27 protein-coding genes are annotated in these 25,982 nt (G+C 68.6%); 15 read left to right on the forward strand and 12 right to left on the reverse strand.

The annotated features are described in order from the left end of the window. Window positions 1-25: 25 nt before the first annotated feature. The gene (locus OG555_RS13415; RefSeq protein WP_442914501.1) at window positions 26-568 is read right to left on the reverse strand and encodes a peptidylprolyl isomerase; all 543 of its coding nucleotides are present in this window, start codon (window positions 566-568) and stop codon (window positions 26-28) included. Window positions 569-928: 360 nt separating this feature from the next. Here OG555_RS13415 and OG555_RS13420 point away from each other — a divergent pair, with 360 nt between their 5' ends. Continuing rightward, a complete protein-coding gene (locus tag OG555_RS13420) occupies window positions 929-1,774 on the forward strand; it encodes a hypothetical protein (RefSeq protein WP_329483176.1) in 846 nt (281 codons plus the stop codon). A gap of 116 nt (window positions 1,775-1,890) precedes the next feature. Here OG555_RS13420 and OG555_RS13425 read toward each other — a convergent pair whose 3' ends face one another. Then, complete coding sequence (locus OG555_RS13425; protein WP_329483177.1) at window positions 1,891-2,229, reverse strand: hypothetical protein; 339 nt, start codon at window positions 2,227-2,229, stop codon at window positions 1,891-1,893. Window positions 2,230-2,406: 177 nt separating this feature from the next. After that, window positions 2,407-2,880, reverse strand: a complete 474-nt coding sequence (locus tag OG555_RS13430; protein ID WP_329483178.1) for a methylated-DNA--[protein]-cysteine S-methyltransferase — start codon at window positions 2,878-2,880, stop codon at window positions 2,407-2,409. Between the two features lie 109 nt (window positions 2,881-2,989). On the opposite strand from OG555_RS13430, the gene OG555_RS13435 reads away from it, so the two are divergent. The 3 genes from OG555_RS13435 (at window position 2,990) to OG555_RS13445 (ending at window position 6,842) form a co-directional block, all read left to right on the forward strand. After that, window positions 2,990-3,715, forward strand: a complete 726-nt coding sequence (locus tag OG555_RS13435; protein WP_329483179.1) for a DUF4328 domain-containing protein — start codon at window positions 2,990-2,992, stop codon at window positions 3,713-3,715. Window positions 3,716-4,016: 301 nt separating this feature from the next. After that, window positions 4,017-6,044: a DUF4328 domain-containing protein gene (locus tag OG555_RS13440; RefSeq protein ID WP_329483180.1), complete on the forward strand. Its 2,028-nt coding sequence runs from the start codon at window positions 4,017-4,019 to the stop codon at window positions 6,042-6,044. 12 nt (window positions 6,045-6,056) lie between these two features. Next, complete coding sequence (locus OG555_RS13445) at window positions 6,057-6,842, forward strand: sugar phosphate isomerase/epimerase family protein (RefSeq protein ID WP_329483181.1); 786 nt, start codon at window positions 6,057-6,059, stop codon at window positions 6,840-6,842. On the opposite strand, the gene OG555_RS13450 is transcribed toward OG555_RS13445, so the two are convergent. Continuing rightward, entirely contained in the window at window positions 6,839-7,390 is a 552-nt protein-coding gene (locus OG555_RS13450; RefSeq protein ID WP_329483182.1) for a TetR/AcrR family transcriptional regulator, read from the reverse strand. The genes OG555_RS13445 and OG555_RS13450 overlap by 4 nt on opposite strands. A gap of 92 nt (window positions 7,391-7,482) precedes the next feature. Here OG555_RS13450 and OG555_RS13455 point away from each other — a divergent pair, with 92 nt between their 5' ends. Continuing rightward, a complete protein-coding gene (locus tag OG555_RS13455) occupies window positions 7,483-8,628 on the forward strand; it encodes an FAD-dependent oxidoreductase (protein WP_329483183.1) in 1,146 nt (381 codons plus the stop codon). 71 nt (window positions 8,629-8,699) lie between these two features. Then, a complete protein-coding gene (locus OG555_RS13460) occupies window positions 8,700-8,921 on the forward strand; it encodes a hypothetical protein (protein WP_329483184.1) in 222 nt (73 codons plus the stop codon). A 214-nt stretch (window positions 8,922-9,135) separates the two neighbouring features. Here OG555_RS13460 and OG555_RS13465 read toward each other — a convergent pair whose 3' ends face one another. Next, window positions 9,136-10,134 (reverse strand): LacI family DNA-binding transcriptional regulator, encoded by a 999-nt coding sequence (locus tag OG555_RS13465; RefSeq protein WP_329483185.1) that lies wholly within the window; start codon window positions 10,132-10,134, stop codon window positions 9,136-9,138. Window positions 10,135-10,260: 126 nt separating this feature from the next. Between OG555_RS13465 and arfA the strand changes: the two genes are divergently transcribed. From arfA to OG555_RS13485, 4 genes are read left to right on the forward strand one after another with little or no spacing between them, the layout of a single operon-like run. Continuing rightward, entirely contained in the window at window positions 10,261-11,748 is a 1,488-nt protein-coding gene (arfA, locus tag OG555_RS13470; protein WP_329483186.1) for an arabinosylfuranosidase ArfA, read from the forward strand. Between the two features lie 19 nt (window positions 11,749-11,767). Continuing rightward, window positions 11,768-13,996 carry a family 43 glycosylhydrolase gene (locus tag OG555_RS13475; RefSeq protein ID WP_329483187.1) on the forward strand — a complete coding sequence of 743 codons (2,229 nt, stop codon included), beginning with the start codon at window positions 11,768-11,770 and terminating at the stop codon, window positions 13,994-13,996. Between the two features lies 1 nt (window position 13,997). Further along, complete coding sequence (locus OG555_RS13480) at window positions 13,998-14,915, forward strand: glycoside hydrolase family 43 protein (RefSeq protein ID WP_329483188.1); 918 nt, start codon at window positions 13,998-14,000, stop codon at window positions 14,913-14,915. Between the two features lie 53 nt (window positions 14,916-14,968). After that, window positions 14,969-15,904: a hypothetical protein gene (locus OG555_RS13485; protein WP_329483189.1), complete on the forward strand. Its 936-nt coding sequence runs from the start codon at window positions 14,969-14,971 to the stop codon at window positions 15,902-15,904. Window positions 15,905-16,033: 129 nt separating this feature from the next. On the opposite strand, the gene pdxR is transcribed toward OG555_RS13485, so the two are convergent. After that, the gene (gene pdxR, locus OG555_RS13490) at window positions 16,034-17,422 is read right to left on the reverse strand and encodes a MocR-like pyridoxine biosynthesis transcription factor PdxR (RefSeq protein WP_329483190.1); all 1,389 of its coding nucleotides are present in this window, start codon (window positions 17,420-17,422) and stop codon (window positions 16,034-16,036) included. Between the two features lie 18 nt (window positions 17,423-17,440). On the opposite strand from pdxR, the gene sigJ reads away from it, so the two are divergent. The 3 genes from sigJ (at window position 17,441) to OG555_RS13505 (ending at window position 20,386) form a co-directional block, all read left to right on the forward strand. Then, window positions 17,441-18,385, forward strand: coding sequence for an RNA polymerase sigma factor SigJ (gene sigJ, locus OG555_RS13495; RefSeq protein ID WP_329483191.1), 945 nt, complete (start codon window positions 17,441-17,443; stop codon window positions 18,383-18,385). A gap of 93 nt (window positions 18,386-18,478) precedes the next feature. After that, entirely contained in the window at window positions 18,479-19,651 is a 1,173-nt protein-coding gene (locus tag OG555_RS13500; protein WP_329483192.1) for an NAD(P)/FAD-dependent oxidoreductase, read from the forward strand. A gap of 54 nt (window positions 19,652-19,705) precedes the next feature. After that, complete coding sequence (locus OG555_RS13505; protein WP_328524911.1) at window positions 19,706-20,386, forward strand: pyridoxamine 5'-phosphate oxidase family protein; 681 nt, start codon at window positions 19,706-19,708, stop codon at window positions 20,384-20,386. Here the strand turns inward: OG555_RS13505 and OG555_RS13510 are convergent. From OG555_RS13510 to OG555_RS13530, 5 genes are all read right to left on the reverse strand, one after another. Continuing rightward, window positions 20,383-21,174: an ABC transporter permease gene (locus OG555_RS13510; RefSeq protein ID WP_329483193.1), complete on the reverse strand. Its 792-nt coding sequence runs from the start codon at window positions 21,172-21,174 to the stop codon at window positions 20,383-20,385. The genes OG555_RS13505 and OG555_RS13510 overlap by 4 nt on opposite strands. Then, complete coding sequence (locus OG555_RS13515; RefSeq protein ID WP_329483194.1) at window positions 21,171-22,130, reverse strand: ATP-binding cassette domain-containing protein; 960 nt, start codon at window positions 22,128-22,130, stop codon at window positions 21,171-21,173. Before OG555_RS13515 ends, OG555_RS13510 begins: the two co-directional genes overlap by 4 nt. 133 nt (window positions 22,131-22,263) lie before the next feature. Beyond that, window positions 22,264-22,788, reverse strand: a complete 525-nt coding sequence (locus OG555_RS13520; protein ID WP_329483195.1) for an EXLDI protein — start codon at window positions 22,786-22,788, stop codon at window positions 22,264-22,266. 75 nt (window positions 22,789-22,863) lie between these two features. Further along, window positions 22,864-23,472, reverse strand: a complete 609-nt coding sequence (locus OG555_RS13525) for a hypothetical protein (RefSeq protein WP_329483196.1) — start codon at window positions 23,470-23,472, stop codon at window positions 22,864-22,866. A gap of 47 nt (window positions 23,473-23,519) precedes the next feature. Further along, on the reverse strand, window positions 23,520-24,137 hold the full coding sequence (locus tag OG555_RS13530; protein WP_329483197.1) for a PQ-loop domain-containing transporter: 618 nt from the start codon (window positions 24,135-24,137) through the stop codon (window positions 23,520-23,522). A gap of 81 nt (window positions 24,138-24,218) precedes the next feature. On the opposite strand from OG555_RS13530, the gene OG555_RS13535 reads away from it, so the two are divergent. Next, complete coding sequence (locus tag OG555_RS13535) at window positions 24,219-24,665, forward strand: Lrp/AsnC family transcriptional regulator (protein ID WP_329483198.1); 447 nt, start codon at window positions 24,219-24,221, stop codon at window positions 24,663-24,665. A 183-nt stretch (window positions 24,666-24,848) separates the two neighbouring features. Here OG555_RS13535 and OG555_RS13540 read toward each other — a convergent pair whose 3' ends face one another. Next, entirely contained in the window at window positions 24,849-25,109 is a 261-nt protein-coding gene (locus tag OG555_RS13540) for a cell division protein CrgA (protein WP_328524916.1), read from the reverse strand. 99 nt (window positions 25,110-25,208) lie between these two features. Between OG555_RS13540 and OG555_RS13545 the strand changes: the two genes are divergently transcribed. Further along, window positions 25,209-25,979: a DUF881 domain-containing protein gene (locus tag OG555_RS13545; RefSeq protein WP_329483199.1), complete on the forward strand. Its 771-nt coding sequence runs from the start codon at window positions 25,209-25,211 to the stop codon at window positions 25,977-25,979. Window positions 25,980-25,982: the final 3 nt, after the last annotated feature.

A 25,982-nucleotide genomic window follows, 5' to 3' on the forward strand; every position in this document is an offset into this window, starting at 1 on the left:
CGGCTGACCGGCCCGGACCGGGAAATCAGGCGTTCTTACGCTCGATCACGACGGTGTTGATCAGGATCGGCTCGATCGGCCGGTCGCCCGGCGCGGTCTTAGCGGTCGCGATCGCGTCCACGACTTTCTTCGACTCGTCGTCGGCGACCTCGCCGAAGATCGTGTGCTTGCGGTTCAGGTGCGGCGTCGGGACGACGGTCACGAAGAACTGCGAGCCGTTGGTGCCGCGGCCGAACTGGATGCCGGCGTTCGCCATCGCCAGCAGGTACGGGCGGTCGAACTGGAGCTCCGGGTGGATCTCGTCGTCGAAGGCGTACCCGGGCGAGCCGGTGCCGGTGCCGAGCGGGCAGCCGCCCTGGATCATGAAGCCGTCGATGACGCGGTGGAAGGTCAGGCCGTCGTAGAACTTCCTGGTGGTGGCCTGCCCGGTCTGCGGGTCGGTCCACTCCTTGGTGCCCTCGGCCAGGCCGACGAAGTTGCTCACCGTCTTCGGCGCGTGGTTGGGGAACAGCCTGATGACGACGTCACCCTTCGTCGTCTGCAGGGTCGCGTACAGCTCTTCGGCCACGGGAGTCACTCCTAGATCAGTTACGGCTTACGCCCTCGATCCTGTCATGTGAGTCCAAGCAGAACCGCACCGACCGGCCGGAAACCAATACGCCACCCCTCCGCGTCGCTCCGGGGCCGAGCAGAACCGGATTGGCCAGGCGCTGGACAATCGCCCGGGCCTCGGCTTTGCTCCCGGGTAGGGGAAGGGGAGAACTGGGTTGGGGAATGGGTGGGGCGGGGATGGGGCACCGGGTGATCGGCTGGGTACGTCGTACGATGCAGATGACACCGGATTTGTCCAGAGCCGTATCAGCAGGGTCCATGACGCCGATGGGCCGGAGCGCTGTCCGTCATGACGGGTGGCACCGAGGAGGGAACCGTGGGTTCAAGGAAGTCCAATGGCCGGGCCGAGACCAAGAAGGACAAGGTCCGGCCACTCGCCGAGTCGGCGTCGGGGAAGATCGGGCCGGCCGTCGGCCAGGTCCGTGACCACCTCGGCCCCGCTGTGGGCACCGCACGGGAGAAGGTGTCGCCGTACGCCGAGAAGGCCGTCGAGCGTGGCGCGCACTATGCAGGAGTGGCGGTCGAGAAGGCCAGCCCGGTGATCGACGATGCGCTGGCCCGCGTCGGACCGGCCACCGGGGCCGCCGCTGAGAAGGCGCGCGTGCGGTTCAACGACGACGTGCTGCCGAAGGTGACCGCCGCGCTGGTTTCGCTCGCGGCCGCCGCCGAGCCGGTGGTCGAGGAGACCTCGCGCCGGGGCAAGGCCACCAAGGCCGCGCTCAAGGGTGAGATCGACGTGCCGAAGAAGAAGAGCCACAAGCTCCGCACGGTCGTGCTGATCCTGGGCTTCGGCGCCCTGGCCGCGGCAGCGGTGAAGAAGCTGCTGACCCCGCCGGAGCCGGCCTGGCAGTCGACCCCGACCAGCGGCCGCGACTACAGCTCCGCCCCGGCCGGTACGACGTCGCGCCCGGAGAGCCCGTCCGCCAACGGCAAGACCGACGCCCCGAAGGCCGAGTCGCCGAAGCCGGACACCGCCAAGACCGACACGGCCAAGCCCGACACCGTGAAGCCCGCCGACACCGCCAAGACCGAAGCCACGAAGGCGGACGCCGAGGCAAAGGCGGCCGCGAACGGCGCCACGTCGAACGGCCCGGCGGCCAAGAAGACCACCACCTCCCGGAAGCCGACCGGCTCGACCGAGTCCAAGCCGACCGACTCCTGACCAACCACCGCAACTGACCAACCGAGACTGACCGACCACCGCAACGGCGAAGGCCGCGAACCCGATCCGGGGGTTCGCGGCCTTCGTTTGTTCGGCGTCGCCTTGCGCGTACGACGTCAGTTCGGTTGCGGCTCGGGATCAGTATCGGTGTCGGCGTCGGCGTGATCCGGCTTGGCGATCGTGTAACGGCCGGCCGAGAGCAGCTGGGTGGCGTACCGGTGGGTGATGCACGGATAGGTGCCGCCGCAGTGCAGGCACACCGCGTCGTTGCGGTGCAGCCACGGGAGGATGCCGAACCGCTTGATCCAGGTCAGCGGCTCGCGGTCGGGCGCGTGCAGTTGGAGCGCCGCACGGGCGGCGTCCTGGATCTCGGGGGCGGACCAGTCTTCGGCGCTCTTGTCCATCAGCGCGCTGAGGTCGGGGTGGAGGTGGGCAGTCGAGCGGGTTTTGGTCATCTATGAGTCTTCCGGGGCAGGGTGGAGGGCGCGGTTGAATCGCTCGCTTCAAACGTGACGACTCGATCGCTATCAGCAACGGTAGTCCTCTGGTAACCCCAACCGCGCGCTGACAAGCACCATCTCGGTGTCAGATCTTCGTCAGGTTTCGCAGCGTGCCGCGCCGGTTACACCGGTTCAGGTCCAGAGCGTCTCGAGTGTGACCCGGGCCTCGAGCTCGAGCAGATGCCGCTTGGTCGGGATGCCGCCGCCGAAGCCGACCATCTTGCCGCCGGCGCCGACCACCCGGTGGCAGGGCAGGACGATGGCGATCGGGTTCCGGTTGCAGGCGACGCCGACGGCCCGGGCGGCGCCGGGATCCCCGACGATCTTCGCGACGTCGCCGTACGTCTGCATTTCGCCGTAGGGGATCCGGCCGAGCTGGGCCCAGACGGCGCGCTCGAAGTCGGAGCCGCCGGGGACCGAGAGCGGCACGGTGAACTGCTGGAGCTCGCCGGCGAAGTACGCCTTCAGCTGCTCGGCGGTCTCGGTGAGCAGTGGGTCGGCGTCGACCGGCCGATCGGTCGAGCCGAAGTGCAGGCGGCAGAGGCCGATGTCGTCGACCGCGAGAGTGAGGTCGCCGATGGGCGAGTCGATCACGGACCAGCGCATACCCCCATCCTGCCGCCGCCCACCGACAGTTTCCGGCGGAAATGCGCCACCAGCCGACCGCGACGTGATGTCCTCGCCTGGTCACGCCGTGTTGTGCTACATCTGATCCATGCCGAGCCGGGCGTCGCAACCCCCGCTGGACCGCTGGTTCAGTTCCGAGCGTGCGATGGGCCTGGCCGCGTCGATCCTGATCGGGCTCGTCACCGTCCTCACGTGGGCGACCGCCTGGTCGGACTGGTACTCGTACCAGACGCTGAAGAACTACGCCGACGACCCGGGCCGGCTGGCCGAGGCCGACCTCATCTCCGGCTCGCTCGGCATCGTCGCCGCGCTCGCACTGCTGGCGGCCGCGGTGGTGTTCATCGTCTGGCTCTGGCGGGTCCGGTGGAACGCGGAGATGTTCTGCCGCGGCGAGCACCGGTTGACCCGTGGTTGGGTGCTCGGCAGTTGGATCTGCCCGATCGTGAACCTCTGGTACCCCAAGCAGGTCGTCGACGACATCATGGCGGCCAGCGACCCGCGGACCGATCCGCACACGGCGAGCCTGAAGGAGATCCCGGGCACCCAACTGGTCTGGGTCTGGTGGCTCACGTGGGTGGTCGGCCTCGTCACCGGCAACATCGTGCAGCGCGGCGTGCTGGCCGGCTCGACGCAGCTCGGTGACCTGCGGACGAACGTCGTACTGTCCAGCATCTCGGCCGTGTTCACCACCGCGGCCGCGGTGCTCGCGGTGATTCTGGTCGGGCGGATCGACGAGCTGCAGACCAAGCGTCCGTGGGTGCCGTGGTGGGCGATCGACCAGCCGCAGAACGGGTTCCAACCTCCTGCGCGGTAAACCAAACCGTCACGCACCGTCCAATGCGTCGTTACAAGTGGTGATGGGCGTACGAAAAGAACATGTTAAGTCGACACCCTCCGTGCAGGGGCCGACTCCCGTCGCGTACCTACTTCGTGGTATCAATGTGGCTCGGTCATGCGGGGGCAGGATCTGGCCGAGACGCCCAACGAACGACGGAGTTCCAGCAACGCGAGGGACGCGAGACGTGAGCCACCCGCAGCCAGCAGTCCTGTCTGCCCTTGAAGACCACGAAGAATGGCAGCCACACGCTGCCGAGGAGTTCCAGCAAGTCGGAACGGTGGGCAAGATCGCCATCGGTCTGCTGGGTGCATCGACGGTCACCCATCTGCTCTCCACCTGGTCCGACTGGAACACGTACTCCGTCGTCCACCGCTACCTCGGCGGGATGCCGAACGTCGACGACGCGGACCTGAACCGCGCCGACGCGATCGCCAAGGTCACCGCGGTCCCGAACGTCATCATCTCGGTCACCGCCGCCGTGGTCTTCGTGATCTGGCTCTGGCGGGCCCGGATCAACTCCGAGGTGTTCTGCCAGGCCGACCACCGCCGCAGCCACGGCTGGGTGCTGGCCAGCTGGTTCGTCCCCGGCCCGAATCTCTGGTATCCGAAACAGATCGTCGACGACGTCTGGCTCGCCAGCGATCCGAAGACCCCGGTGTACACCGACGACCTGCGCCGATTCCGGACTCCCACCCTCACCTCCGCGTGGTGGGTGGCCTGGGTCGGCGCTCTCGCGTTCGACGTGGTGGTCCGCCGCTTCCTGATGTGGATGGAGGCGACCGTCGGGTCGCTGCGCGGGATCGCCCTGGCCGGGACGGCGTCCCTCGTGCTGACGGCCGTGTCCGCGGTCGCGGCGACGATGGTGATCCGCAAGATCAACGGGATGCAGACCGGCCGCGCGTGGGTCCCGTGGTGGGACGAGCGCGAGCCGAAGCTCACCGCGGTGCCGACCTACGCTAACGACGACACCGACGAGCAGCCCGCCATCTCCGAGCCGATCGCCCAGTCCGCCCCGATGCCGGCACCCTCGCGGCGGCTGGAGCGCCAGCCCGAGTTCCAGATGGCCGGCGTCAGCCAGGCCCCGGCGCCGAATCCGTTCGCTCCGGCCCCGGCCCCGGCCCCCGCTCCGCAGGGCTTCCCGGGTGACGGTGCGGCCGCGGGTGGATTCCCTGGCGGTGGCAGCCCCTTCGCGGCCGGTGCCGCGCCCGCCGCATTCGGTGGCGACAACGCTCCGGAGGAGCCGCCGAAGTGGAGCCCGTTCGCTCCGGTCGTGGAGAGCTGGCAGGACGGCAACGACACCGGTCCGGCCACCGAGCAGTTCAACGCGGTCGAGTCCTGGCAGGACGAGCGGCAGGCCGAGGAGACGTCGTACGAGAGCCCGAAGACGTCCTGGAGCGACTACCTGGACTCCGGCAGCGACGACATCCTCTCCACCGACACCGGGAGCCGTTGGCTGGACGAGGCGGCGCCGATGACCGTCGCCCAGCCGGACCCGTACTCGTACCAGCCGGAGCAGCCGGCCGAGCCGTCGTGGGCGGCCACCTACTCCGAGCCGTACTCGTACGAGACGCCCGACTACCTGACCCCGACGTCCTCCGTTCCGGAGGTCGAGACCGCACCCGAGCCTGATCCCGCGCCAGTTGCGCGCGCCGGTCGCCGGGCCGCTCGCGTCGCGGTGGACAGCCCGTCGGCGATCCAGCCGGCGATCCCGTCGCACGCCGTGGACACCCCGTCGGAGCACACCGTGTACGCGCCGTCGGAGCACACCATGCCGTCGTCGCACGTGACGGCGGGCTCCGGATACTACGAGCCGGCTCCGGCTGTGACGCAGCAGGACGACTTCCTGACCCCGTCGAAGCCGCTGCCGCCGGTTCCCGAGTACGGCCCGGAGCCGTCGTACCAGGCCGACAACCACGGCTCGGACTACGGCAACTCGTCGTACGGCGAGTCCAGCTACCAGCCGTCGTCGTACGAGGCCCCCTCGGACTACCAGACGTCGTACAGCCCGGAGTACCCGAGCAGCAGCTACGACCAGCCGACCGACTACGGCTACAGCTCGGACTACTCGACCAACAGCAACAGCAACTACGAGTACGACTCCAGCAGCGGCTCGCAGTACAGCAGCAACGAGCCCTACGAGACCTACAGCCCGAACTACACGTCGGAGTCGTACTACACCCCGGCTGAGGAGCAGCAGCAGCCGACGGAGTACGAGCAGCAGCAGCCGTACTCCTACGAGCAGCAGCAGCCCGCTCCCGAGCAGCCCACCACGCCGCGCACCCACCCGCGCCGTCGCTGGGTCTGATCAGCTAGCCGTATGCATCTAGCCTTCGCCACGCTCGGCTGCCCCGGAGCGCCCCTCGACCATGTCCTGGAGCTTGCCAAGGGCAACAATATCTCCGGCCTGGAACTGCGCGCCGCGCCGGACGAGTTCACCCACACCGGGCTGACCGCGGCGCAGCGGCGCGAGCTGCGGACCCGGATCGAGGACGCCGGTCTGGAGATCCTCGCGGTGAGCAGCTACGTCAAGCTCTGCGCGGTCGAGGACCAGCCTCTCGAGGCCCACCTCGAACTCGCCGCCGACCTCGGTGCCCGCGGCGTCCGCGTCTTCCCCGGCGACGATCCCGGTACGACGGACGCGACGGACGCCGGTACGGCGGACTCCCCCACCCCCGGCGAGATCCGGGCCCTCGATCGGGTCACGTCCGCCCCCAGGGATGTCCACATCCTGTTGGAAACTCACGACTCGCACTCCGCCGGCCGGCAGGTCGCCGCGCTCTGCGCGCTACTCGACGCCGACGCCCCCGGCCACAACGTCAAGGTGATCTGGGACAGTTCCCACACGTGGTCACACGGCGAGACACCGGCCGAGGCGTTCAACCTGCTGCAGCCGTGGCTCGAGTTCGTGCAGGTCAAGGACAGTGACTCCCGTCAGGACTACCGCCCGGTCGCCATCGGCGCCGGCGACTTCCCGGTCCACGATCTGCTGCAGACCCTCGACGGCACCGACTACCCGGTCTCCCTCGAGTGGGAGCTCAAGTGGCACCCGCACCTCCCACCGCTGGAGGAAGCCCTCCCCGCCGCGCTCGCCTGGTTGAGCTAGGGCGTCGGCGCGGTCAGGTAGCGCGTAAGGGTGGGGCCGAGCCAGGCGACCACGTCGTCGTGGGACATGGTCGCGATCGGCGCGATCCCCAGGATGTAGCGGCAGAGCGCGAAGCCCAGAGTCTGGCTCGCGACCAGACCGGCCCGAATGGCCGGCTGCTCGATCGCGAGGTCGCGGAGCGTCGGCGCGAGCTGGGCGGCGAACAGTTCACGCATCCGGTCGGCCGCCGCCTCGTTGGTGACCGACGACCGCAGTAACGCTCGGAGCGTGTCGTCGCCCTCCCATCGCGTCACGAAGTGCCGCACGACAGCCTCGCCCAGCTGGTCCGGCGGGACGTCGCGGAAGTCGGGCAGCCGGAGGTCGAACTCGGCCGCCGCGGCGAACAGCTTCTCTTTGCTGCCGTAGTACCGCATCACCATCGCCGGGTCGATCGCCGCGTCGGCCGCGATCGCCCGGATCGTGGCCCGCTCGTACCCGTCCGCTCCGAAGCGCTCCCGGGCCGCCGTCAGGATCGCCGCCCGGGTCCGGTCCGACTTCTTCTCCGCCATGCCCCCAGCATATGCCAACGGTTGTTGACTTTTCTCGGAAGCGCTCCTACAGTAAAAGTCAACAAGCGTTGATAAATGCGAAGGGGAAGAACATGATTCCGGAGAGTGCTGATGTCGTCGTGGTGGGTGCCGGTCCGGTGGGGCTCGCGGTGGCAGCCGGGCTCCGCCTGCACGGTCACTCGGTGGCCGTGGTCGACCGGCAGGCCGCGGGTGCGAACACCTCGCGGGCCTGCGTGATCCACCCGCGGACCCTGGAGATGCTGGACCAGATCGGCGCCACCAAGCGGCTCGTCGACGAAGGCCTGGAGCTGGAGGAGTTCGCGGTCCGCGACGCCGACCGCCGCCTGATCCCGGTCGGCTTCGCCGAGCTGCCGACCAAGTATCCGTTCATCGTGATGATCCCGCAGTCGGACACCGAGCGGATCCTGCTCGAGCGGCTCGAGGAGCTCGGTGGCTCGGTGCTGCGACCGTACGCCGCCACCGCCGTGACCCAGACCGTGGACGGCGCCGAGGTGACCCTGGACAGCGGCGACGTGATCAAGGCGAAGTACGTCGTCGCCGCCGACGGGATGAACAGCACGGTCCGCGAGCTGGCCGGTCTGCGGATGCCCGGCAACACCCTGCAGCTGTCCTGCAGCCTGATCGATGTCCGTGTCGACGGCGGTCTGCCGCTGGACGAGGTCGCCCTGTACTTCTCGAACGAAGGCCTGCTCGTGGTGGCGCCGTTGCCGGACGGATCGTTCCGGCTGGTGGCTGAGGTGCACGACGCCCCGGAGCACCCGGACGCCGCGTACGCGCAGCAGTTGCTGATCGACCGCGGTCCGCGCAAGACCTCGCCGAAGGTCACCGAGGTGGTCTGGGGCTCGCGGTTCCGGATCCACGAGCGGGTCGCCGACGAGTACCGGGCCGGCCGGATCCTGCTGGCCGGTGACGCGGCGCACACCCACAGCCCGGCCGGCGGCCAGGGGATGAACCTGGGACTGCGGGACGCGGTGACGCTGGCCGACGCCCTCTCGGTAGCGCTGACCCGCGGCGACGACGCGGACCTCGATGCCTACGCGACCAACAGCCGCGCCGAGGCGGTCCGGGTGATCGGGCTGGCGCACCGGCTGACCCGGCTCGCGAACCTCCCTCGGCCGCTGCGCCAGGTGCGCAACACGATCGTCGGCCTGGCCGGCCGGCAGCAGAAGGTCCAGGTCAAGTTCGCCAAGCAGTTGGCAGGCTTCCCAGAGCGCTGACCGGCCGCTAGCCTTCAGTTGCCACAAGCAACCATTCGACGACTGGAAGTCGTGGTGTTCCGCCCCACCCGATGGACCCGCATCATTCCGCTCGCGCTCGCGGCCGTCCTCGCTTTCGGCGCCGCGAGCCACGTGCGGGCCACACCGTCACCGGACCGGAGGCCGAGCAGGCCGACGAACTGATCCACCTGCTCCGGGTCAACGCGCCGACGCAGGCCGACCGCAAGCGGCTGGCCGGCCTCGATCTCGACCTGGCCCGGACCCCGGCGGCCAGGTGCGGGGTTCACCCCTGATCTGGCCCCTCCACCCCACGTATGCGGTGGGCAGAAGGGTGCAGCTGCGAGGTTCTCCCCCGAAATTGACCCGAGCGGAAGCCAGATTCGGTAACGACCTCAACGGTGCTTGGCGAGGATTGGGCGCCGAGTCGACCGTCAATCCAGCCCGGCACTCCATCAAAGCCGGCCGATCACCGTCGGCCGGGGCGCGAGCGTGACCGAACCTCACCTGCTAACCAGCGGTCGACTCCCGGATCTCCAACGTGTACGGGACGGTGAGGTCGCGGCGAGCAGCCTCACCGGTCCCGGCGATCCGCTCGAGCAGGAGACCGACCGCGTTGTCGGCCAGCCATTCCTTGTCCGGCGAGATCGTGGTCAACGACGGCGCGTGGTAACGGCCGTCCTCGATATCGTCGAAGCCCACGACCGCGACATCGCCCGGGACTTTGAGGCCGGCGTCGGCAAGGGTCCGCAGTGCACCCAGCGCCAGCAGGTCGTTGAAGCAGAACACCGCGTCCGGCGGCTCCGGCAACGCCAGCAGCTCGCGCATCGAGGCCGCGCCGTCGGGCCGGTGATACCCGGTCCCGGCCAGCTCGAGCGCCGGGTCGTGCGGGATCCCGGCCGCCTTGAGTGCTTTCCGGTAGCCCCTCCGCCGGACCGCTCCGGTGCTCGTCCCGCCGACGCCGATGGCCGCGATCCGGCGCCGCCCCAGCGCGATCAGATGCGTGGTGGCGTCGTACGACGCCTGGACCGAGTTGACCGCGACCCGGTCGAACTGGCCGCCGGCCGGTCGCTCGCCGAGCAGGACCAGCGGCTTCCCGGTGTAGGCGACGGTCAGTTTGGCCGGGACGGTGGTGATCGGGGAGAAGATGATTCCGTCGATCAACTGCCCGCGCATGCCGTCGAGGACCACCTTCTCGGCGGGGGCCTCGCCCTCGGTCTGGTCGATCAGCACAGTGATGCCGCGGCGCTTCGCGGCCCGGCTGATCGCGGCGCCGAGTTCGGCGAAGTACGGCGAGGCCATCTCGGGGATCGCCAGTGCGATGAAGTCGGACCGGCCCTTGCGCAGCGAGCGGGCGCTGACGTTGGGCCGGTAGTCGAGCGCGGCGATCGCGGCCTCGACCTTGGCCCGGGTCTGCGCGGTGATGTGCGGATAGTCGTTGATGACGTTGGAGACGGTCTTCACCGACACCCCGGCCCGCGCGGCCACATCGCTCAGCCTGGTCGTCATCGCCAACCTCCTGTCACCGGCCTGAGCCTGAGTGTGTCACGGCCGTTCAGCGCGAACCCTTTACACGGGTTGTCAATCGTTGTAGACATCCACGTTAAACGTTGTAAAGACCCTCCGGGAGGTCCTGTGGCGCGGCTTGTGGTGGACCCGGCGTTCGTGGTCGGCGCGCTCGACCGGCGGCTGTTCGGCTCGTTCGTCGAGCACATGGGCCGCTGCGTCTACACCGGCATCTACGAACCCGGCCATGCCACCGCCGACCCGGACGGCTTCCGCCAGGACGTGCTCGACCTGGTCCGCGAGCTCGGCGTCACCACCATTCGCTACCCCGGCGGGAACTTCGTCTCCAACTACGACTGGGAGGACGGCGTCGGGCCGAAGGACCAGCGGCCGCGGCGGCTCGACCTGGCCTGGCGGGCGATCGAGCCGAACCAGTTCGGCACCGACGAGTTCGTGGCCTGGTCCCGGAAGGCGGAGATCGAGCCGATCTGGGCGGTCAACCTCGGCACCCGCGGGATCAGGGAGGCCGTCGAACTGCTCGAGTACTGCAACCTTCCGGCCGGCACCGAACTGCCCGACCGCCGGGTCGCGAACGGCAACCCGGAACCGCACGGCATCAAAGTGTGGTGCCTGGGCAACGAAATGGACGGCCCCTGGCAGATCGGTCACAAGACCGCCGAGGAGTACGCGCGGCTGGCCGAGGAGACCGCGAACGCGATGCGGCGGGTCGAGCCCGGGCTCGAACTCGTCGCGTGCGGCTCGAGCAACGCCGGCATGCCGACGTTCGGCGAATGGGAGCGCGTCGTCCTGGAACGCACGTACGACCTCGTCGATCACATCAGCCTGCACGCGTACTACGAACCGCACGACGGTGACCAGGCGAGCTTCCTGGCCGCGGCGGAGGAGATGGACCGGATGATCTCCGAGGTGGTCGCGACCGCGGACCACGTGAAGGCGCTGAAGCGCAGCGACAAGGAGATCACCCTGTCGTTCGACGAGTGGAATGTCTGGTACCAGCAGCACTTCCCCGGTGAGCTCGGCCTCGACATCCGCGAGGCCGGTCCGCTGATCGAGGACAGCTACACCGTCGACGCCGCGGTGGTGGTCGGCAGTCTGCTGATCACCCTGCTCCGGCACGCGGACCGGGTGAAGATCGCTTGCCTCGCGCAACTGGTGAACGTGATCGCCCCGATCCGCACCGAGCCCGGCGGCCGCGCGTGGCGGCAGACCATCTTCCACCCGTTCGCGCTGACCGCGCGGTACGCCGGTCCGACCGTGCTGCAGACCGCGGTGACCGGCGGGCCGGAGATCGACACCGCCCGGTTCGGCCGGATCCCGGCGCTGTGGAGCACAGCGACGTACGACGAGAAGACCGGGGAGACCGCGATCTTCGTGGTGAACCGGAGCGAGACCGACAAGGTCGACCTGGAGATCCCGCTCGGCCTGCGACTGATCGAGCACGTCGCCCTGTACGACGACGACCGCTTCGCGGTGAACACCGCCGACGATCCGGACCGCGTGGTGCCGCGCGCGGTCGACGGCACCGAGGTCGTCAACGGCACCTGTACCGCCACGCTGCCGCCGGCGTCGTGGCATCTGATCCGCCTGCACCGTTGATTCGAGAGGGGACCCGCCCGTGCCCAAAGAGTTCAACGCAGTCAAGAAACTCCTGGCCGCAGCGCTGGCCGTGGCCGCGATAGCCGCCGGCACCTCGGCCGCGACAGCAGCACCCGTGGTGACGACGACGAACGCCATCTCGTCGTCCTTCGCCGATACGTTCGCCGACCCGTCGATCATCCAGGGCCGGGACGGCTACTGGTACGCGTACGCGACCTCGGACCCGTTGGTTGCCAACGGCCCGTTCGGGCTGATGCACATGGCCCGGACCAAGGACTTCAGCTCGTGGGAGTACCTCGGCACCGTCTTCAACGACCAGACCAAGCCGGCCTGGGCCGCGCCCGGGTCCTTCTTCTGGGCGCCGGACATCCGGTACTTCGGCGGCCGGTACGTCATGTACTTCACCGTCACCGACACGGCGGCCAACCCAGGCGGTGACCCGGCGATCGGTGTCGCGACCGCCCCGACGCCGGCGGGGCCCTGGACCGCGAGCGACGGCCCGGTCGTCGCACCACGGCCGGACGGTGCCGGTGGCTACTTCGGCACCATCGACCCGGCCCTGCTCACCGCGGCTGACGGCAAGCGGTACCTGTACTACGGCGGCTTCTACGGCGGGATCTCAGTCACCGAGCTCTCGCCCGACGGTATGCATGCGGTCGGCTCGCCGACCCAGGTGACGATCGGCGACAGGTACGAGGGTTCGTACGTCGTCTACCGCGACGGCTGGTACTACCTGATGGGCTCGTCGATGAACTGCTGCGCCGGCCCGACCACCGGGTACTCCGTCTTCGCGGGGCGATCGCGGTCTCCCCGCGGGCCGTTCGTCGACGCGGACGGTGCCGCTCTCACCGACTCGCGCGTGGGCGGTACGACGGTCATCACGCAGAACGGCAACAAATGGATCGGCCCGGGCCACCATGCGTTCATCACCGACGCGGCCGGGCAGGACCACATCGTCTACCACGCGATTGATCGCGGTACGCCGTGGCTGACCGACCCGTTCGGGATCAACCGTCGGCCGATGCTGATAGATCGGATCGACTGGATCGACGGCTGGCCGCGGACACGGGCCGGGCTCGGTCCGTCCGAGGGCCCGGTGCCCGCGCCGACGACGGGATCCGGGCTGGGTATCGACTCCACCGATCCGGCCGGCGGCCTGCTCGGCGCTCAGCGGAAGCCTGGTGATGCACTTGGCGGCGCAACCGCTGCAATCGCGGATGCTGCGCAGACTCGCAAGCCCGCTCCTGGCGGATCGTTGCGTGTCGAGGCCGATGTTCGTCTCGGCTCTTCGTTCACCACGGTGCTCGGAGGTGCTGCGGTCGTCGTCACGGTCTCTACTGACAAGGTCAGCATCGCGGCTGGTCGCCGTACCGCGTCGGCGCCGCTGCCCGCGGACTTCGATCGGACGCAGTGGAACAAGCTGAGTGTCCAGGTCTCCGGCTCTACCGTGAGTGCGCGGTTGAACGACGCGGGTCTGGGTGATGTGTACGCCGAGGCGCAGCTCGCCGTACCGGGTCTGAAGCTCGGGTCCGCGCCGGTGCGGTGGGTCGGGTCGGCGGAGGTGGACAACCTGACTGTGCGTCCGGTGGCACCGCCGGTACGACGGATGGCCGATGTACCGCGGACCGGGAAACTGCTGGCCGGGGACGAGTTCGATGGTGGACTGGGCGCGGACTGGTCGTGGGTGCGCCAGGACTCCGCCGCAGTTGTTGCCGACGGCAAGTTGTCGTGGCCGTTGGAGAACGCGGACCTGGTCGGTGCCGCGAACAACGCCGGGCTGCTGTTCCACACCACGCCGGCCGGCGACAGCTGGATCGCGGAGACCAAGTTGCACCTCGACACTGGTGTCGATGATGTCCGCAACTATCAACAGGCCGGGATGGTCGCGTATCTGAACGACAGCGACTTCGCGCGACTCGGGAACGTGTCGATCTGGAAGACCCGGCAGACGGAGTACGGGCGTGAGTTGGTGGCGCGGTCGTCGGACGGTGCGACTTCGTACGGTGCGGCCGCGATCGGACGGTCGGCGCCGACGCTGTGGATGCGGCTCGCGTACCACAGGAACGCAGCGGGCGAGCATGTGTACCGCGCGGGGACTTCGGTGGACGGGACGAACTGGACGTGGGGCGCGTCGTGGGTGCTGCCCGCTCAGGCGAGGATCGGCTTGTACGCCCACGGTGAATTCACCGGCGCGAACCCACCACCCGTCGCCACCTTCGACTACCTGCGCTTCTACGAGAGTAAGTGAGATGGGTTTCACGAATCCGGTCTACGGCAACAACTTCGCGGACCCGCAGGTTGTTGCCGTAGACAACGTGTACTACGCGTTCGCGACCAATGGGCCGCTCGGCAACGTGCAGACGCTGACGTCGCCGGACCTGGTCTCGTGGGAGCCGGTCGGCGATGCGCTCCCCGCGCTCGCGCCGTGGACCGCGCCGGGCCGGGTGTGGGCGCCGGAGGTCGCGGCCCACGCCGCGGACCGGTACGTCATGTACTACACGTCCGCCGACACTGCCTCGGGCCGGCAGGCGATAGGGGTCGCGGTGGCGTCGAGACCCGAAGGTCCATATGTCGACAAATCGCCTTCACCCCTGATCAACCAGGTGGACGAGGGCGGCTCGATCGACGCGTCGCCGTTCCAGGACTCGGCCGGTAAACGCTGGCTGTACTGGAAGAACGACGGCAACGCGATCGGCGTCGACACCTGGATCTACGCCTCCGAACTCCCCGCCGACGGTCTGACCCTCGTCGGCCCGACCCACCGCCTGATCAAGCAAACCCTCCCCTGGGAAGGCAACCTGGTCGAGGCCCCTTACATGGTCGAACGCAACGGCAAGTTCCACCTCTTCTACTCCGCCAACGCCTTCGACAAAGCGGGGTACGCCGTAGGCCACGCGCTGTGCGAGTCACCAACCGGCACGTGCACCAAGTCCGGTGGTCCGCTCCTGGCGAGCTCAGCAGACGCGGCCGGGCCGGGCCACAACATGGTGCTCCACGTCGGCGACGAGGACTGGTTCGCGTACCACGCCTGGGACCCCGACGAGGTCGGCACGGATCCGCGTGGTCGCACCATGTGGTTGTCGCAACTGACGTGGGACGGCGAGGTGCCTGTCGTCCAGGAGGCTCTCCGCAACAATCCGACTCGACCTGGTGCAACTCGGGCATAACCTTTCCTGCACTCTCCCGTATCGAGCTATATGGAGAGAGAGGGGGAGGGCAGATGTCCCGACCAATCATCATGTGTGCCGGCTTTGTGGCCGGCGCGGCGGTTCTTCTCACGACGGCACTCACGCCGCCTGCACAAGCCCGAGTGACGACCGCGGAGGGACCGACCGCCACCTGCACCATGGACGTCGGTTCGGTAACCGCCGCAGGCGATCACACGTTCAAAACCATCACGGCCGGTGCACCGCCGACCGTGAAGGCGGTTCCGGTCCGCGCCGGTACCGGTGTCTACGCACCAGGGCAGGTGAGACTGAGCTCCTCGTTCGTCAACCAGCGGGACTCCATGGGCACGCTGGCTGTCGGCTGGCCTGTCCTGGGAGACGTGTTGTACCGCACCGACTATCTGCTCGAGTTGACCTTCGGTCAGTACCTACAGCAACCCCAGTTGATCCGGATCGGTGCCGGCTGGTCGAGTTTCAAGCTGGTCGAGCAGATGGAGTATCTCGCCGAAGAGCACGGGCAGACGCTCCGGGAGTCGGCATACGGGCTGAGGAACGACGGCACGCTCTTCCGCTGGCGAGTCGACGGGCTCGTCTGGCACCAGGCCGGCAGTGCGGGCGGATTCGCGTCGGTCAAGGCGATGGCTCTGATCAGCAAGACGCGGACCTACGACACGTTCCTGGCGACGACCCGCGGCGGCGGGCTCTACACCGTCCGTATCCCGACCACGTCGCCGATGAAGCCGGTGGTGAAGGTGGTGCGCAGTAAGACCTGGCAGGCGTTCGAGACGTTCGTCGCGGCGAAGTGTGGTTTGTCGGGCACGTTGTTGCTCGGGATCGACAAGGACACTCAGGCGGGGTACCTGTACACCGTCGGGCACGCGAACGGACTGTCCACCGTCATCAAGGGGCTCGGCAAGGTTCAGGGGACCTTCCCGGACCCGGTGAACTTCCGTTGGCGTTCCGACTTCGACCCACTCAACGGCGAGTGACGCGGGCCTAACTTTCGGTTTGGTTTGCATCAAGGGGAGCGTGGTGGCGGCGGTTGGGTGAGCGAGGGCGGCCGTGGAGGGATCGGCCGCGCTGTGCAGTTTGAGAGTCAGCGCCGTCATCGCGGCCGGTCAGCCCGGCAGGGTTCGACGGCTGGCGGACCTGTCGAGTACCTGGGTCAGGATGGTCAGGGCCTTGTGTAGGTCGGGGGTGGAAGGGGTTGCGTAGCCGATGACCAGGCCGGGTGGGCCGGGGGTGCTGCGGCGGTACTCGGACAGGGGGGCCACGACTACTCCGGCTGCTCGGGCCGTGGCAGCGAGGTGGAGGTCGTCGGTGTCGTCGGGTAATAGGAGCGTGATGTGGAGGCCGGCGTCCTGACCGATGATTTGGCCGTACGGGGAGAGGACGGCGCAGGTGTGGGTGCGGCGTTCGGCGTAGAGACGGCGGCCGCGGCGGACGGCCTGGTCCAGATAGCCGTCGCGGAGCATGGCCAGAAGGGCGGCCTGCATGGGCCAGCCGGGCCAGTCGCCCGACTCGGCGCGGAAGGTGGCCAGGCGTTCGACGGTCTGTTCGGATGCGACCAGCCAGCCGAGGCGGAGCGCCGGGCTGAGGGTCTTCGACAGGGTGCCGAGGTGGATGACGCGATCCAGGTCCAGTTGGGCGAGTGCTGGGAGCGGTGCGACGTCGTACCGGAACTCGCTGTCGTAGTCGTCCTCGATCAGCGTCGCCCCGGTCCGGCGTGCCCACCGGATCAGTTCGTTGCGTCGGGCAACGGGTAGCCGGCCGCCGAGCGGGTACTGGTGCGACGGCGTGACATAGACGGCGGGTACGTCGGTCAGCGCGGACACCTGCAGGCCGTCCTCGTCCACCGGCACGTCGACGATCTCGAGCTGGTGGTCGCGAGCGGCGACGACCGCGTTGAGGTAGCCGGGGTCCTCGATCGCGATCCGGTCGCCCGGTCGACGGGTGACGGTGAGGAGCAATCGGAGGCCGTGAATGGTGCCGTTGGTGACGAGGACGTTCTCCGGCCCGCAGGCGATCCCGCGGACCCGGCCGACGTGATCGGCCAACGCAGCGCGGAGCGCCGGGAGGCCGGCGGCATCGTCGTACCCGGGCGGCGGCGACTGTGTCGACACCTCCCGCCACGCGCGGCGCCAGCCAGGGTCGGGCGTCGGGGCGATGTATGGGATGCCCGGTCGCAGAGTGAGGAGCCTGGTGCCGGGATCTGGCCGGTGTGCCGCTCGCCGGCGTACGGCGGGCTGCAGCGGTACGACGTCCGTCACGAAGGTGCCGGCGCCGGTGCGGCCCTCGATCCAGCCTTCGGCATGGAGTTGGTCGTACGCCGCCTGCGTCACGGACCGGGACACGGACAGGTCCCGGGCGAGGTCGCGGGTGGACGGGAGCCTGTGACCGGCCTGGAGCCGGCCGTCCAGGACCGCGGCCCGGAACTGCTCGGCCAGCTGCAGGTGCAGCGGCAGACTGGTGGTGCGATCGATCGTCAGCGGCAGCGAGCTTTCCACGAAAGCTAGGATCGCAGCATGGCCCTGACCGCGGCGGACATCGACCGGTTCGAGGCGTCTCGGCATCGTCTCGAGGCCATCGCGTATCGCCTCCTTGGCTCTGCCGGCGAGGCCGAGGACGCCGTCCAGGAGACGTTCCTGCGCTGGCAGGCCGCCGACCTCGACCGCATCGAGGTCCCCGAGGCCTGGCTGACGAAGGTGCTCACCAACCTGTGCCTCAACCAGCTCGCCTCGGCCCGGGCGCGGCGCGAGACCTATGTGGGGCAGTGGCTCCCCGAGCCGTTGCTCGCCGGCGACCCGATGCTCGGTCCGGCCGACACCGCCGAGCAGCGCGAGTCGATCTCGTACGCCGTACTCACCCTGATGGAGCGCCTGTCCCCGAACGAGCGGGCCGTCTACGTACTGCGCGAGGCCTTCGAGTACCCACACCGGGAGATCGCCGAGATCCTCGACGTCACCGAGGCCGCCAGCCAGCAGACCTATCACCGGGCCAAGCAGCACATCGCGGACGGGAAGGCCCGCACCGAGGTCGATGCGACCGCCGCCCGGCGGATCGTCGAGGAGTTCCTCGCGGCCGCCACCAGCGGCCGGACCGAGCCGCTCACGCGGCTGCTCACCGCGGACGCGATCTCGATCGGCGACGGCGGCGGGAAGGTTCCGGCTCGCGCGAAGGCGACCGAGGGCGCGCTCGCGGTCGCGCGCTTCCTGCGCGGCGTGTTCAAGCCCGCCGAGGCCAAGCGCGTCTGGCTCGGCGGTACGCCGGAGCTCTACGCCTGGACCGCCAACGGCGACCCAGCGGTCGTCGTGGTCGTGAAGGGCGACGTCGTCGGCGTGATGTGTCTGGAGGTCACCGCCGACGGCATCGCCGCGTTCCTCAGCCAGGCCAACCCGGACAAGCTGGCCCGCGCGACCGAGCGGTTCGCGGCCACCGACCACGGGGAACCGCTGTTCGAGGCTTTCTGACCATGCTGTGAGGTGCTTCACAGCGCGTTCCTGTCAGGAAACGGCGGGCTGCCCGGTTCAAGGGGCGAACCCGCAGCAGACAGGAGTACGGATATGCAGCACCGCATCATCGTCCTCGGAGCCGGCTACTCCGGAGCGATCGCCGCCGGGCGGCTCGCCAAGCGGCTGCACCGCGAGGAGGTCGCCGTCACCCTCGTCAACGCCGAACCCGATTTCGTGGAGCGGGTCCGAATGCACCAGTTGGCGACGGGCCAGGACCTCAAGCCCCGGCCGCTCAGTGAGATGTTCGCGGGCACCGGCGTCGTACTGAAGCTCGCGACGGTTACCGGGGTCGACGTGGACCGCAAGACCGTCACCGTCGACGGCGGTGCCGAGGAGCTTGAGTACGACACCCTCGTCTACGCACTCGGCAGTGGCTGGGATGCCCAAGGCGTCCCCGGCACCGCAGAGAACGCGTACGAACTCGCCAGCCGCCCCGGAGCGCTTCGGCTACGTGAGCGCCTGACCCAGCTGGAGGCCGGGCAGACCGTGACCGTCGTCGGCGGTGGACTCACCGGACTGGAGGCCGCGGCCGAGATCGCCGACGCCCGCCCCGACCTCGACATCGCCCTCGCCGTCCGTGGCGGCCTCGGCGACTGGCTCTCGCCCAAGGGCCGCCGGCACCTGCGGAAGGTTGTCGGCAAGCTCGGCATCACCGTGCACGAGCGCGCGGCCGTGACCGGCGTCGAGGCCGACCGCGTCACCACCGCCGACGGTACGACGATCCCGGCCGCAGTCACCGTGTGGACCGCGGGCTTCGCAGTGCACCCGATCGTGGCCGCGACCGCCCTCGAGGTCACCGACACCGGCCGGATCGTGGTCGACGCGACGATGCGCTCGGTCTCGCACCCCGACGTGTACGCCATCGGCGACGCGGCCTTCGCGATGGGCGCGAAGAACAAGCCGCTGCGGATGTCGTGTGCCTCGGGGCAGCCGATGGCGTGGCAGGCCGCCGACTCCATCGCAGCGCGGCTGACCGGCGGGAAGCTTCCGCACGCGCCGCTCTTCTACTTCAACCAGTGCATCTCGCTGGGCCGCACGGAGGGCCTGATCCAGTACGTCACCACCGACGACCGCGCCGTTAACGCGGCCACAACCGGACGGTTCGCCGCCGTCTACAAGGAGCTGATCTGCAAAGGCGCCGCCTGGCATGTCGCCAACCCGATGCTCGGGATGCCGACCAGGCGCCGCCACGTCGCCGTCGGAGTGCACGAATGGACTACCTGATTCGAGCCGGAATGGACCGTGCCACCATGCCACTCGCGGCGTGAGTCTGGTTGCATGACCACAACGCCGCTCCAGCCGACCGCCCGCACTTCCCTGCGACGCTCGAAGGAACGCGCTGCCACCGATCGCCAAGTCTTGTACGACGTTCTGCTCGACGGCATGTTCTGCCACCTGGGTGTCGTGGTCGACGGCGATCCGTTGGTGCTGCCAACGGCGTACGGCGTGGATCTCGAGCGTGGACCCGACGGGACGCTGTACCTGCACGGCTCGGTCGCGGCGCGCAGTGTGGTCGCGGCGCCGGAGCAGACCGTCTGCGTGACCGTCACGCACGCGGACGGTCTGGTGCTGGCCCGGTCGGCGTTCCACCACTCGGTGAACTACCGCTCGGCGGTCGTCTTCGGCGTACCGCGGCTGATCACCGACCCCGACGAGAAACTGCACGGCCTCAACCGGATCGTCGACCATCTGGTGCCCGGCCGGTCCTCCGCCACCCGCCCGCCGAACCGCAAGGAACTGGCGAAGACCTCAGTCCTCGCCCTGTCGCTGACCGAGGCCTCGGTGAAGACCCGCTCCGGACCCGCCAACGACGAGGAGCAGGACCTCGACCTGCCCTACTGGACAGGCGTGATCCCGCTCCACGTCGTGGCCGGCGTACCGGAGAACAACCCCGACTGCGACCTGCTGGTGCCCGCACACATCCGCACCCGCGCGAACCTCCTAGGAGCACCTTCTTAAGCGACGGTCCCCTTGTTGTAGCTCTTTTGTGCCCAGAAGTAGCCGACCAGGGCGATCGCGACGCACCAGGCGAGGGCGAGCCAGCCGGTGCCCTTCTCGACCGGGGCGCCGAGCAACAGATGCCGCAAGGTGTCGATGATCGGGGTGAACGGCTGGTACTCCGCGAACCAGCGGATGCCGCTCGGCATCGACTCCAGCGGGATGAAGGTGTTGCTCAGGAACGGGAGCAGCAGGCTGATCGGCAGGACGATGTTGCTCGCCCCCTCCGCGGTCTTGCTCTTCAGGCCCAGCGCGATCGCGAACCAGGTGAGGGCGAAGGTCAGCGCCACCAGCAGTCCGATCGCCAGCAGCCAGTCGGTGACCGACGCGTTCGGCCGGAACCCGATCAGGACGGCGAAGCCGACCACCAGGGCCAGGCTGACGGTCGTCACGATCACGTTGCCCAGTACGTGTCCAGCCAGCACGGCGGGCCGGAAGATCGCCATCGTCCGGAACCTCGCGACAATGCCCTCGGTCACGTCCATCGCAGCGCCGACCGCGGGCGACATGGTCCCGGACGCGATGGACATCAGCAGGATGCCCGGGGTGAGGAAGTCGATGTAGTCGAAGCCACTCGCCCCGCCGAGGCCGGCCGAGAAGGTGTCGCCGAAGACGAGGCCGAACAGCAGCAACATGATGACCGGCATCCCGAGGGCGCCGAGGGACAGGCCGGGGTAGCGCTGCGCGTGCCGCAGGTTGCGCCGCAGCATCGTGGCGGTGTCTGCCAACTGGTAGGACGCGGTGCTCATTTGCTCGTCACTTTCTCGTCGGTGTTCTCGTGAGCGGTGGGTTGACCGGTAACGGCGAAGAACACGTCGTCCAGGTCGGGCGTGTGGACAGTGAGCTCGTCCACCTCGAGGGAGGCGTCGTCCATCCGGGCCAGCAGGGCGCGCAGCGCGTGCACGCTGCCGTCGTTCGGCACCTGCAGGACCAGCGACTCGTGATTCGGCACCGCGGTGGGCAGGACCTGACCGGCCAGTGTGAAGGCCTCCGGCGACGTGAACCGCAACCGGATGTGCCCGCCGGGCACGAGCCGCTTCAGCTGCTCCGGGGTGCCCTGGGCAACCAATCGGCCATGATCCAGTACGGCGATCCGATCGGCGAGCTGATCGGCTTCCTCCAGGATCTGCGTGGTCAGGAAGACCGTGACGCCACCGGCGACCAGTTCCCGGATCAGCTGCCACATGCTGTGCCGGCTGCGCGGGTCGAGGCCGGTGGTCGGCTCGTCCAGGAAGATGATCCGCGGGTCGCCGACCAGCGTCATCGCCAGGTCGAGCCGCCGCTTCATACCACCGGAGTACGTCATCGCCGTCTTCGGGCCGGCCTCGACCAGGTCGAACCGCTCCAGCAGTTCGTCAGCCCGGCGGCGCGCCTCGCGGCGGCCGAGGTGGTAGAGGTCGGCCATCATGATCAGGTTCTCCCGGCCGGTGAGCAGACCGTCGACCGCGGAGAACTGGCCGGTGACGCCGATCGCGGCGCGGACCGCTTCGGGTTCGGCGTGCAGGTCGTGGCCGGCCACCCGGATCTCGCCGGCGTCGGCGGTGATCAGGGTGGACAGGATCTGCACCGCGGTGGTCTTGCCGGCGCCGTTCGGGCCGAGCAGGGAAAAGATGGTGCCTTCGGCAACGTTCAGGTCGATGCCGTCGAGCACGAGTTTCTCGCCGTACGACTTGCGCAGTCCACGGACGTCGATCGCTGCTGACATGATTTCTTCCTCGGATGTTTTCGGGCAGGGTGAACCTGACCCAGGTGGCTGAAGGGTCTTCGGGAGGAGGTTCAGGGCGCACTGATCCAGCCGGCCGGCCGGGCCCCGGATCAGGTGTGTTCAGTTGAGGGGACTAGATGTCGAGGTCCTCCACCGCGGGTTGGCCGGCGGCTTCCTCGACCAGTTCGTAGAGGTCCTCGGGGACCAGCTCGCGCAGTTCCTCGATGGTGTCGACGACGTACAGCGTCGCCTCGCCCTGGGCCATGCTCCAGGACTGGTCACTGCTCCAGTTGCCGACCCAGGAGCGCCATCCGGACAGGTACCGCTCGTCGTCGGCGCCGACGATGTACTGGCTGCGGCGGTCCGCGTGCAGCACGAACTTGCCGGTCCGGCTCCGGTAGACCTTGAAGGCCTCGTAACCCGACTTGCTGGCCCGGCCGCCCTCGGCGAGCAGTACGCCGGAGAACCGTTGCTTGCGGCCGGCGCCCCGGCCCACCCGCACGGTGATCTCGTCGTACCCCTCGAGCCGCCCTTCCTCCAGCTCGACGTACTTGCGCAGCGCGATCGAGATCGCCGAGGACAGGTTCCCGGCCAGCTCCTGCGCCCGCTTGTACAGCGGCAGGTCGTCGTCCGACACGTAGATCGTCTTGTTGGGCATCCTTGACTCCTCCTACGTAGAACTATACGCAGAAGGCTACGCAGGTGTCTACATATATCTCTACGTAGAAGTGGATCAGCTCGGCGAGTAGAACCAGGGCTGCTTCAGGTCGAAGAACGTCGTCGGCTCGGCGTCGAGCGAGTTCAGCTCGTCCATCATCGGCTTCAGGTTCTCCGGAAGCTCCTTCCGCTCGCCTTCCCGGGCGTCCACCTCGGAGGTGAAGTACATCGCCGTCGTGAAGCCGCCGTCGTCGTACATCGCGGACATGCTGGCGACGGAGTCGGGCCGGAACGCAGCCCACTCTTCCGGGTTCTGGGCCATCAACGCCCGGGCTCGCTCGGGGTTCGTCACCCGGCCCTGCATCACCTGGACGAAACCGGCCGAGTCCGGCTCGCCGTGCAGGTCGAGTTCCACGTCGTCGGTGTCGTGGAAGGTGGCTTCGCCGCTGAGCACCGACGAGAACTCGTGCCACCACTTGTCCTGCGCCGCCGACTCGCTGTTGCGCCGTGCGGCGTCGGCGGAGTCGAAGCGTGCGAGTGCGATGAGCCGGCCGTCCTCGGTGACGCCGGCCGTGGTCCCCAGCCAGCCGGTCGCCTCGGGTGCGAGTTCTTCCATCCACCGATCGAACGCGGCGTGCGCCTGCTCGGCGTCCGTGACCTGTCCCTGAATGACCTGAACGAACATAGTGCGACCCTCCCTGTGTCCCCCAGGTCGCTGCGGTCATTTCGAAGCTACGCCTGCGGCTGCACCTCGTCGACGCCCGTTGTCCTGATCGCCGACGGGTGGCCGGCGCGACGTGCCCGGGCCAGCATCAAGAGGCTGGCGAGGACGCCGGTGGCGCCGAGCGTGATCAAGCGGGGATCGGTTTTCCACAGGCCGAACGTCAACCAGCACGACAGTTCGCCGAAGACCAGCGCCCAGGTGCCCTGCGAGATCCCGGTCGGGTGAGCGGTCCGGTACGCCGTCCACAGGGAAGGCGTCACCTGGACGATCGAGGCCGCGGCGAGCAGCGTGCCCAAGCCGAGCCGCCCGCCGAGGACGGTGGCGGCTACGAGCAGCCCAGCCCAGGCGCAGATCCAGCCGATCGCACGCCGATTCACCGCGCCACGTCGTACCAGTAGTACCGAGACCGTGCCGGCCAGGACACTGGCGGCGGTAGACGGCAGGCTCGCGGACCAGTAGCCCGAGGCCATGAAGTAGCCGAACCAGGCGGCGTTGTTGATGCTCGTCAGCGTCGCCCAGGACCAGGAGACGCCGGCCGTGTCGCCGGTCCGGCGGAGCTTGAGGATCTGCGGGAGGTACTGCGGAATCCCGAAAACGGCAGCAGCGATGGGCAGGAAGTCGAGCATGGCGCAAGATTACGGCTGAATCCGCGACGATATCGTGCGAATTCATGCTCTGTTGAGGCGCTTTGGGATAGAATCCTTGCCATGGATGCGATCGACCGGAAGATCCTTGCGGTGCTCCAGGCGGAGGGCCGGCTGACGGTGACCGAGTTGGCTCAGCGGATCGGGCTGAGCGCGGCGCCGTGTCACCGCCGGCTGCGGGAGCTGGAGCGGTCCGGGGTGATCTGTGGATATCGGGCCGTCATCGACGGCGCCGCGGTCGGCCACGGGTTCGAGGTGCTGCTCGCGGTGACGATGGACCGGGAGGAATCGGTGGCCGCGTTCGAGGCCGGGCTCGCGGAGATCGCGGAGGTCGTGCAGGCCGAGCGGCTGTTCGGGGAGCCGGACTACTTCGTCCGGGTGGCGACTGCGGACATCGCAGCGTTCCAGCGGTTGCGTGACGAACGGCTGGCCCGGCTGCCCGGGGTGCAGCGGATGACGTCGACGATCGTGATGAAGAAGGTCGTGGACAACCGCCCGCTGCCGACGTGAACAGTGTGGAAACTGACCGGCTCAAACCTCAGTTATCCACAGATTGGGGCGAGTTTTCGGCAGAGTCGGTGGAGAACTCGGGGATCAGGTGGGGATAACTTCGCGAAAATGGTGTGCACAGCTGGGGATACGGATGTGGATAACTCCACCGCTGTGATTCTCAGCCGTGCACCCGCGCCGGGATCAGACCCACTGGGTCGAGACGACGAAGCCGACGGCGATCAGGCCCATGCCGACCAGCAGGTTCCAGTTGCCCAGCTTGTCCATCACCGGGATGTCCTGGCCGGCCACGTAGAAGACGACCAGCCAGGCGAGACCGAGCAGCCAGCAGGCCAGCATCAGCGGCGCCACCCACGCGCGACTGGTGGTGCGCGGCTTCTTCGGCGTCTTCTCCGCCTTGACCTTCTCGGTCTTCTTCTTGTTGCGACTGCTCGACTCGGGCACGACTGAACTCCTTGTAAGGACGCATAAGCTGACCGCTGAGGACCTGTGCGGGTCCGGTCCCGGGTTAGCGTAGTGCAGAGAGGAACACGGAGATCACGGGTGCGTAGGTTGAGGCGTATTTCGCTGTGGCGGGTGGGGGCGCCGCTGGCGCTGCTGTGCGCCGGTCTGCTGTTCGCGACCAGCGCCACCAACGCCCGGGGCACCGACCTGCGGCCCAGTCGCAACACTACGCTCGCCGGGCTCGTGGAGGAACAGAGCCGGCGCAGCGCGACCCTCGTCCGCCAGCACGCGGCGCTGACCCACGACATCGAAACCCTGCAGGCGCAGCAGGGATCGATCGACCCGAAGCTGGCCAAGCAGCTCGACGATCTGTCCGAGCAGGTGGGGACGAGGCCGGTCACCGGACCCGGACTCACCGTGACCCTCCAGGACGCACCGCCCGAGGTGGTCAAGGAGAACCCCGACGTGGACGAGAACTGGCTGGTCATCCACCAGCAGGACATCCAGGCCGTGGTGAACGCACTCTGGGCCGGCGGCGCCGAGGCCATGTCGATCCAGAACCAGCGGGTCATCTCCACCACCGGGATCAAGTGCGTCGGCAACTCCGTCGTCCTGCACGGTGTCCCGTACCTGCCGCCGTACCGGATCACCGCGATCGGCGACCGGCGGAAGCTGCAGCAGGCGCTGGACGACTCGCAGTACATCGAGAACCTGCAGGACTACGTGGTGAAGTTCCAGCTCGGGTACGAGGTGAAGAACGAGTCCTCGATCCAGATGCCGGCGTACGAGGGCACGCTGGACCTGCAGAGCGCGACGGTCCCCGGCTTCGAGCACACTCCCTCGGCCAGCCCGACTACGACCGGTCGTTGAGGT

This window comes from Kribbella sp. NBC_01484 (assembly GCF_036227145.1).
GTDB lineage: Bacteria > Actinomycetota > Actinomycetes > Propionibacteriales > Kribbellaceae > Kribbella.

Coding starts and splice junctions, on each gene's coding strand:
- OG555_RS13425 (WP_329483177.1), bottom strand. CDS start 2,229: ATGACCAAAACCCGCTCGACTGCCCACCTCCACCCCGACCTCAGCGCG.
- OG555_RS13430 (WP_329483178.1), bottom strand. CDS start 2,880: ATGCGCTGGTCCGTGATCGACTCGCCCATCGGCGACCTCACTCTCGCG.
- OG555_RS13435 (WP_329483179.1), top strand. CDS start 2,990: ATGCCGAGCCGGGCGTCGCAACCCCCGCTGGACCGCTGGTTCAGTTCC.
- OG555_RS13445 (WP_329483181.1), top strand. CDS start 6,057: ATGCATCTAGCCTTCGCCACGCTCGGCTGCCCCGGAGCGCCCCTCGAC.
- OG555_RS13450 (WP_329483182.1), bottom strand. CDS start 7,390: ATGGCGGAGAAGAAGTCGGACCGGACCCGGGCGGCGATCCTGACGGCG.
- OG555_RS13455 (WP_329483183.1), top strand. CDS start 7,483: ATGATTCCGGAGAGTGCTGATGTCGTCGTGGTGGGTGCCGGTCCGGTG.
- OG555_RS13460 (WP_329483184.1), top strand. CDS start 8,700: ATGGACCCGCATCATTCCGCTCGCGCTCGCGGCCGTCCTCGCTTTCGG.
- OG555_RS13465 (WP_329483185.1), bottom strand. CDS start 10,134: ATGACGACCAGGCTGAGCGATGTGGCCGCGCGGGCCGGGGTGTCGGTG.
- OG555_RS13480 (WP_329483188.1), top strand. CDS start 13,998: ATGGGTTTCACGAATCCGGTCTACGGCAACAACTTCGCGGACCCGCAG.
- OG555_RS13485 (WP_329483189.1), top strand. CDS start 14,969: ATGTCCCGACCAATCATCATGTGTGCCGGCTTTGTGGCCGGCGCGGCG.
- sigJ (WP_329483191.1), top strand. CDS start 17,441: ATGGCCCTGACCGCGGCGGACATCGACCGGTTCGAGGCGTCTCGGCAT.
- OG555_RS13500 (WP_329483192.1), top strand. CDS start 18,479: ATGCAGCACCGCATCATCGTCCTCGGAGCCGGCTACTCCGGAGCGATC.
- OG555_RS13505 (WP_328524911.1), top strand. CDS start 19,706: ATGACCACAACGCCGCTCCAGCCGACCGCCCGCACTTCCCTGCGACGC.
- OG555_RS13510 (WP_329483193.1), bottom strand. CDS start 21,174: ATGAGCACCGCGTCCTACCAGTTGGCAGACACCGCCACGATGCTGCGG.
- OG555_RS13515 (WP_329483194.1), bottom strand. CDS start 22,130: ATGTCAGCAGCGATCGACGTCCGTGGACTGCGCAAGTCGTACGGCGAG.
- OG555_RS13520 (WP_329483195.1), bottom strand. CDS start 22,788: ATGCCCAACAAGACGATCTACGTGTCGGACGACGACCTGCCGCTGTAC.
- OG555_RS13525 (WP_329483196.1), bottom strand. CDS start 23,472: ATGTTCGTTCAGGTCATTCAGGGACAGGTCACGGACGCCGAGCAGGCG.
- OG555_RS13530 (WP_329483197.1), bottom strand. CDS start 24,137: ATGCTCGACTTCCTGCCCATCGCTGCTGCCGTTTTCGGGATTCCGCAG.
- OG555_RS13535 (WP_329483198.1), top strand. CDS start 24,219: ATGGATGCGATCGACCGGAAGATCCTTGCGGTGCTCCAGGCGGAGGGC.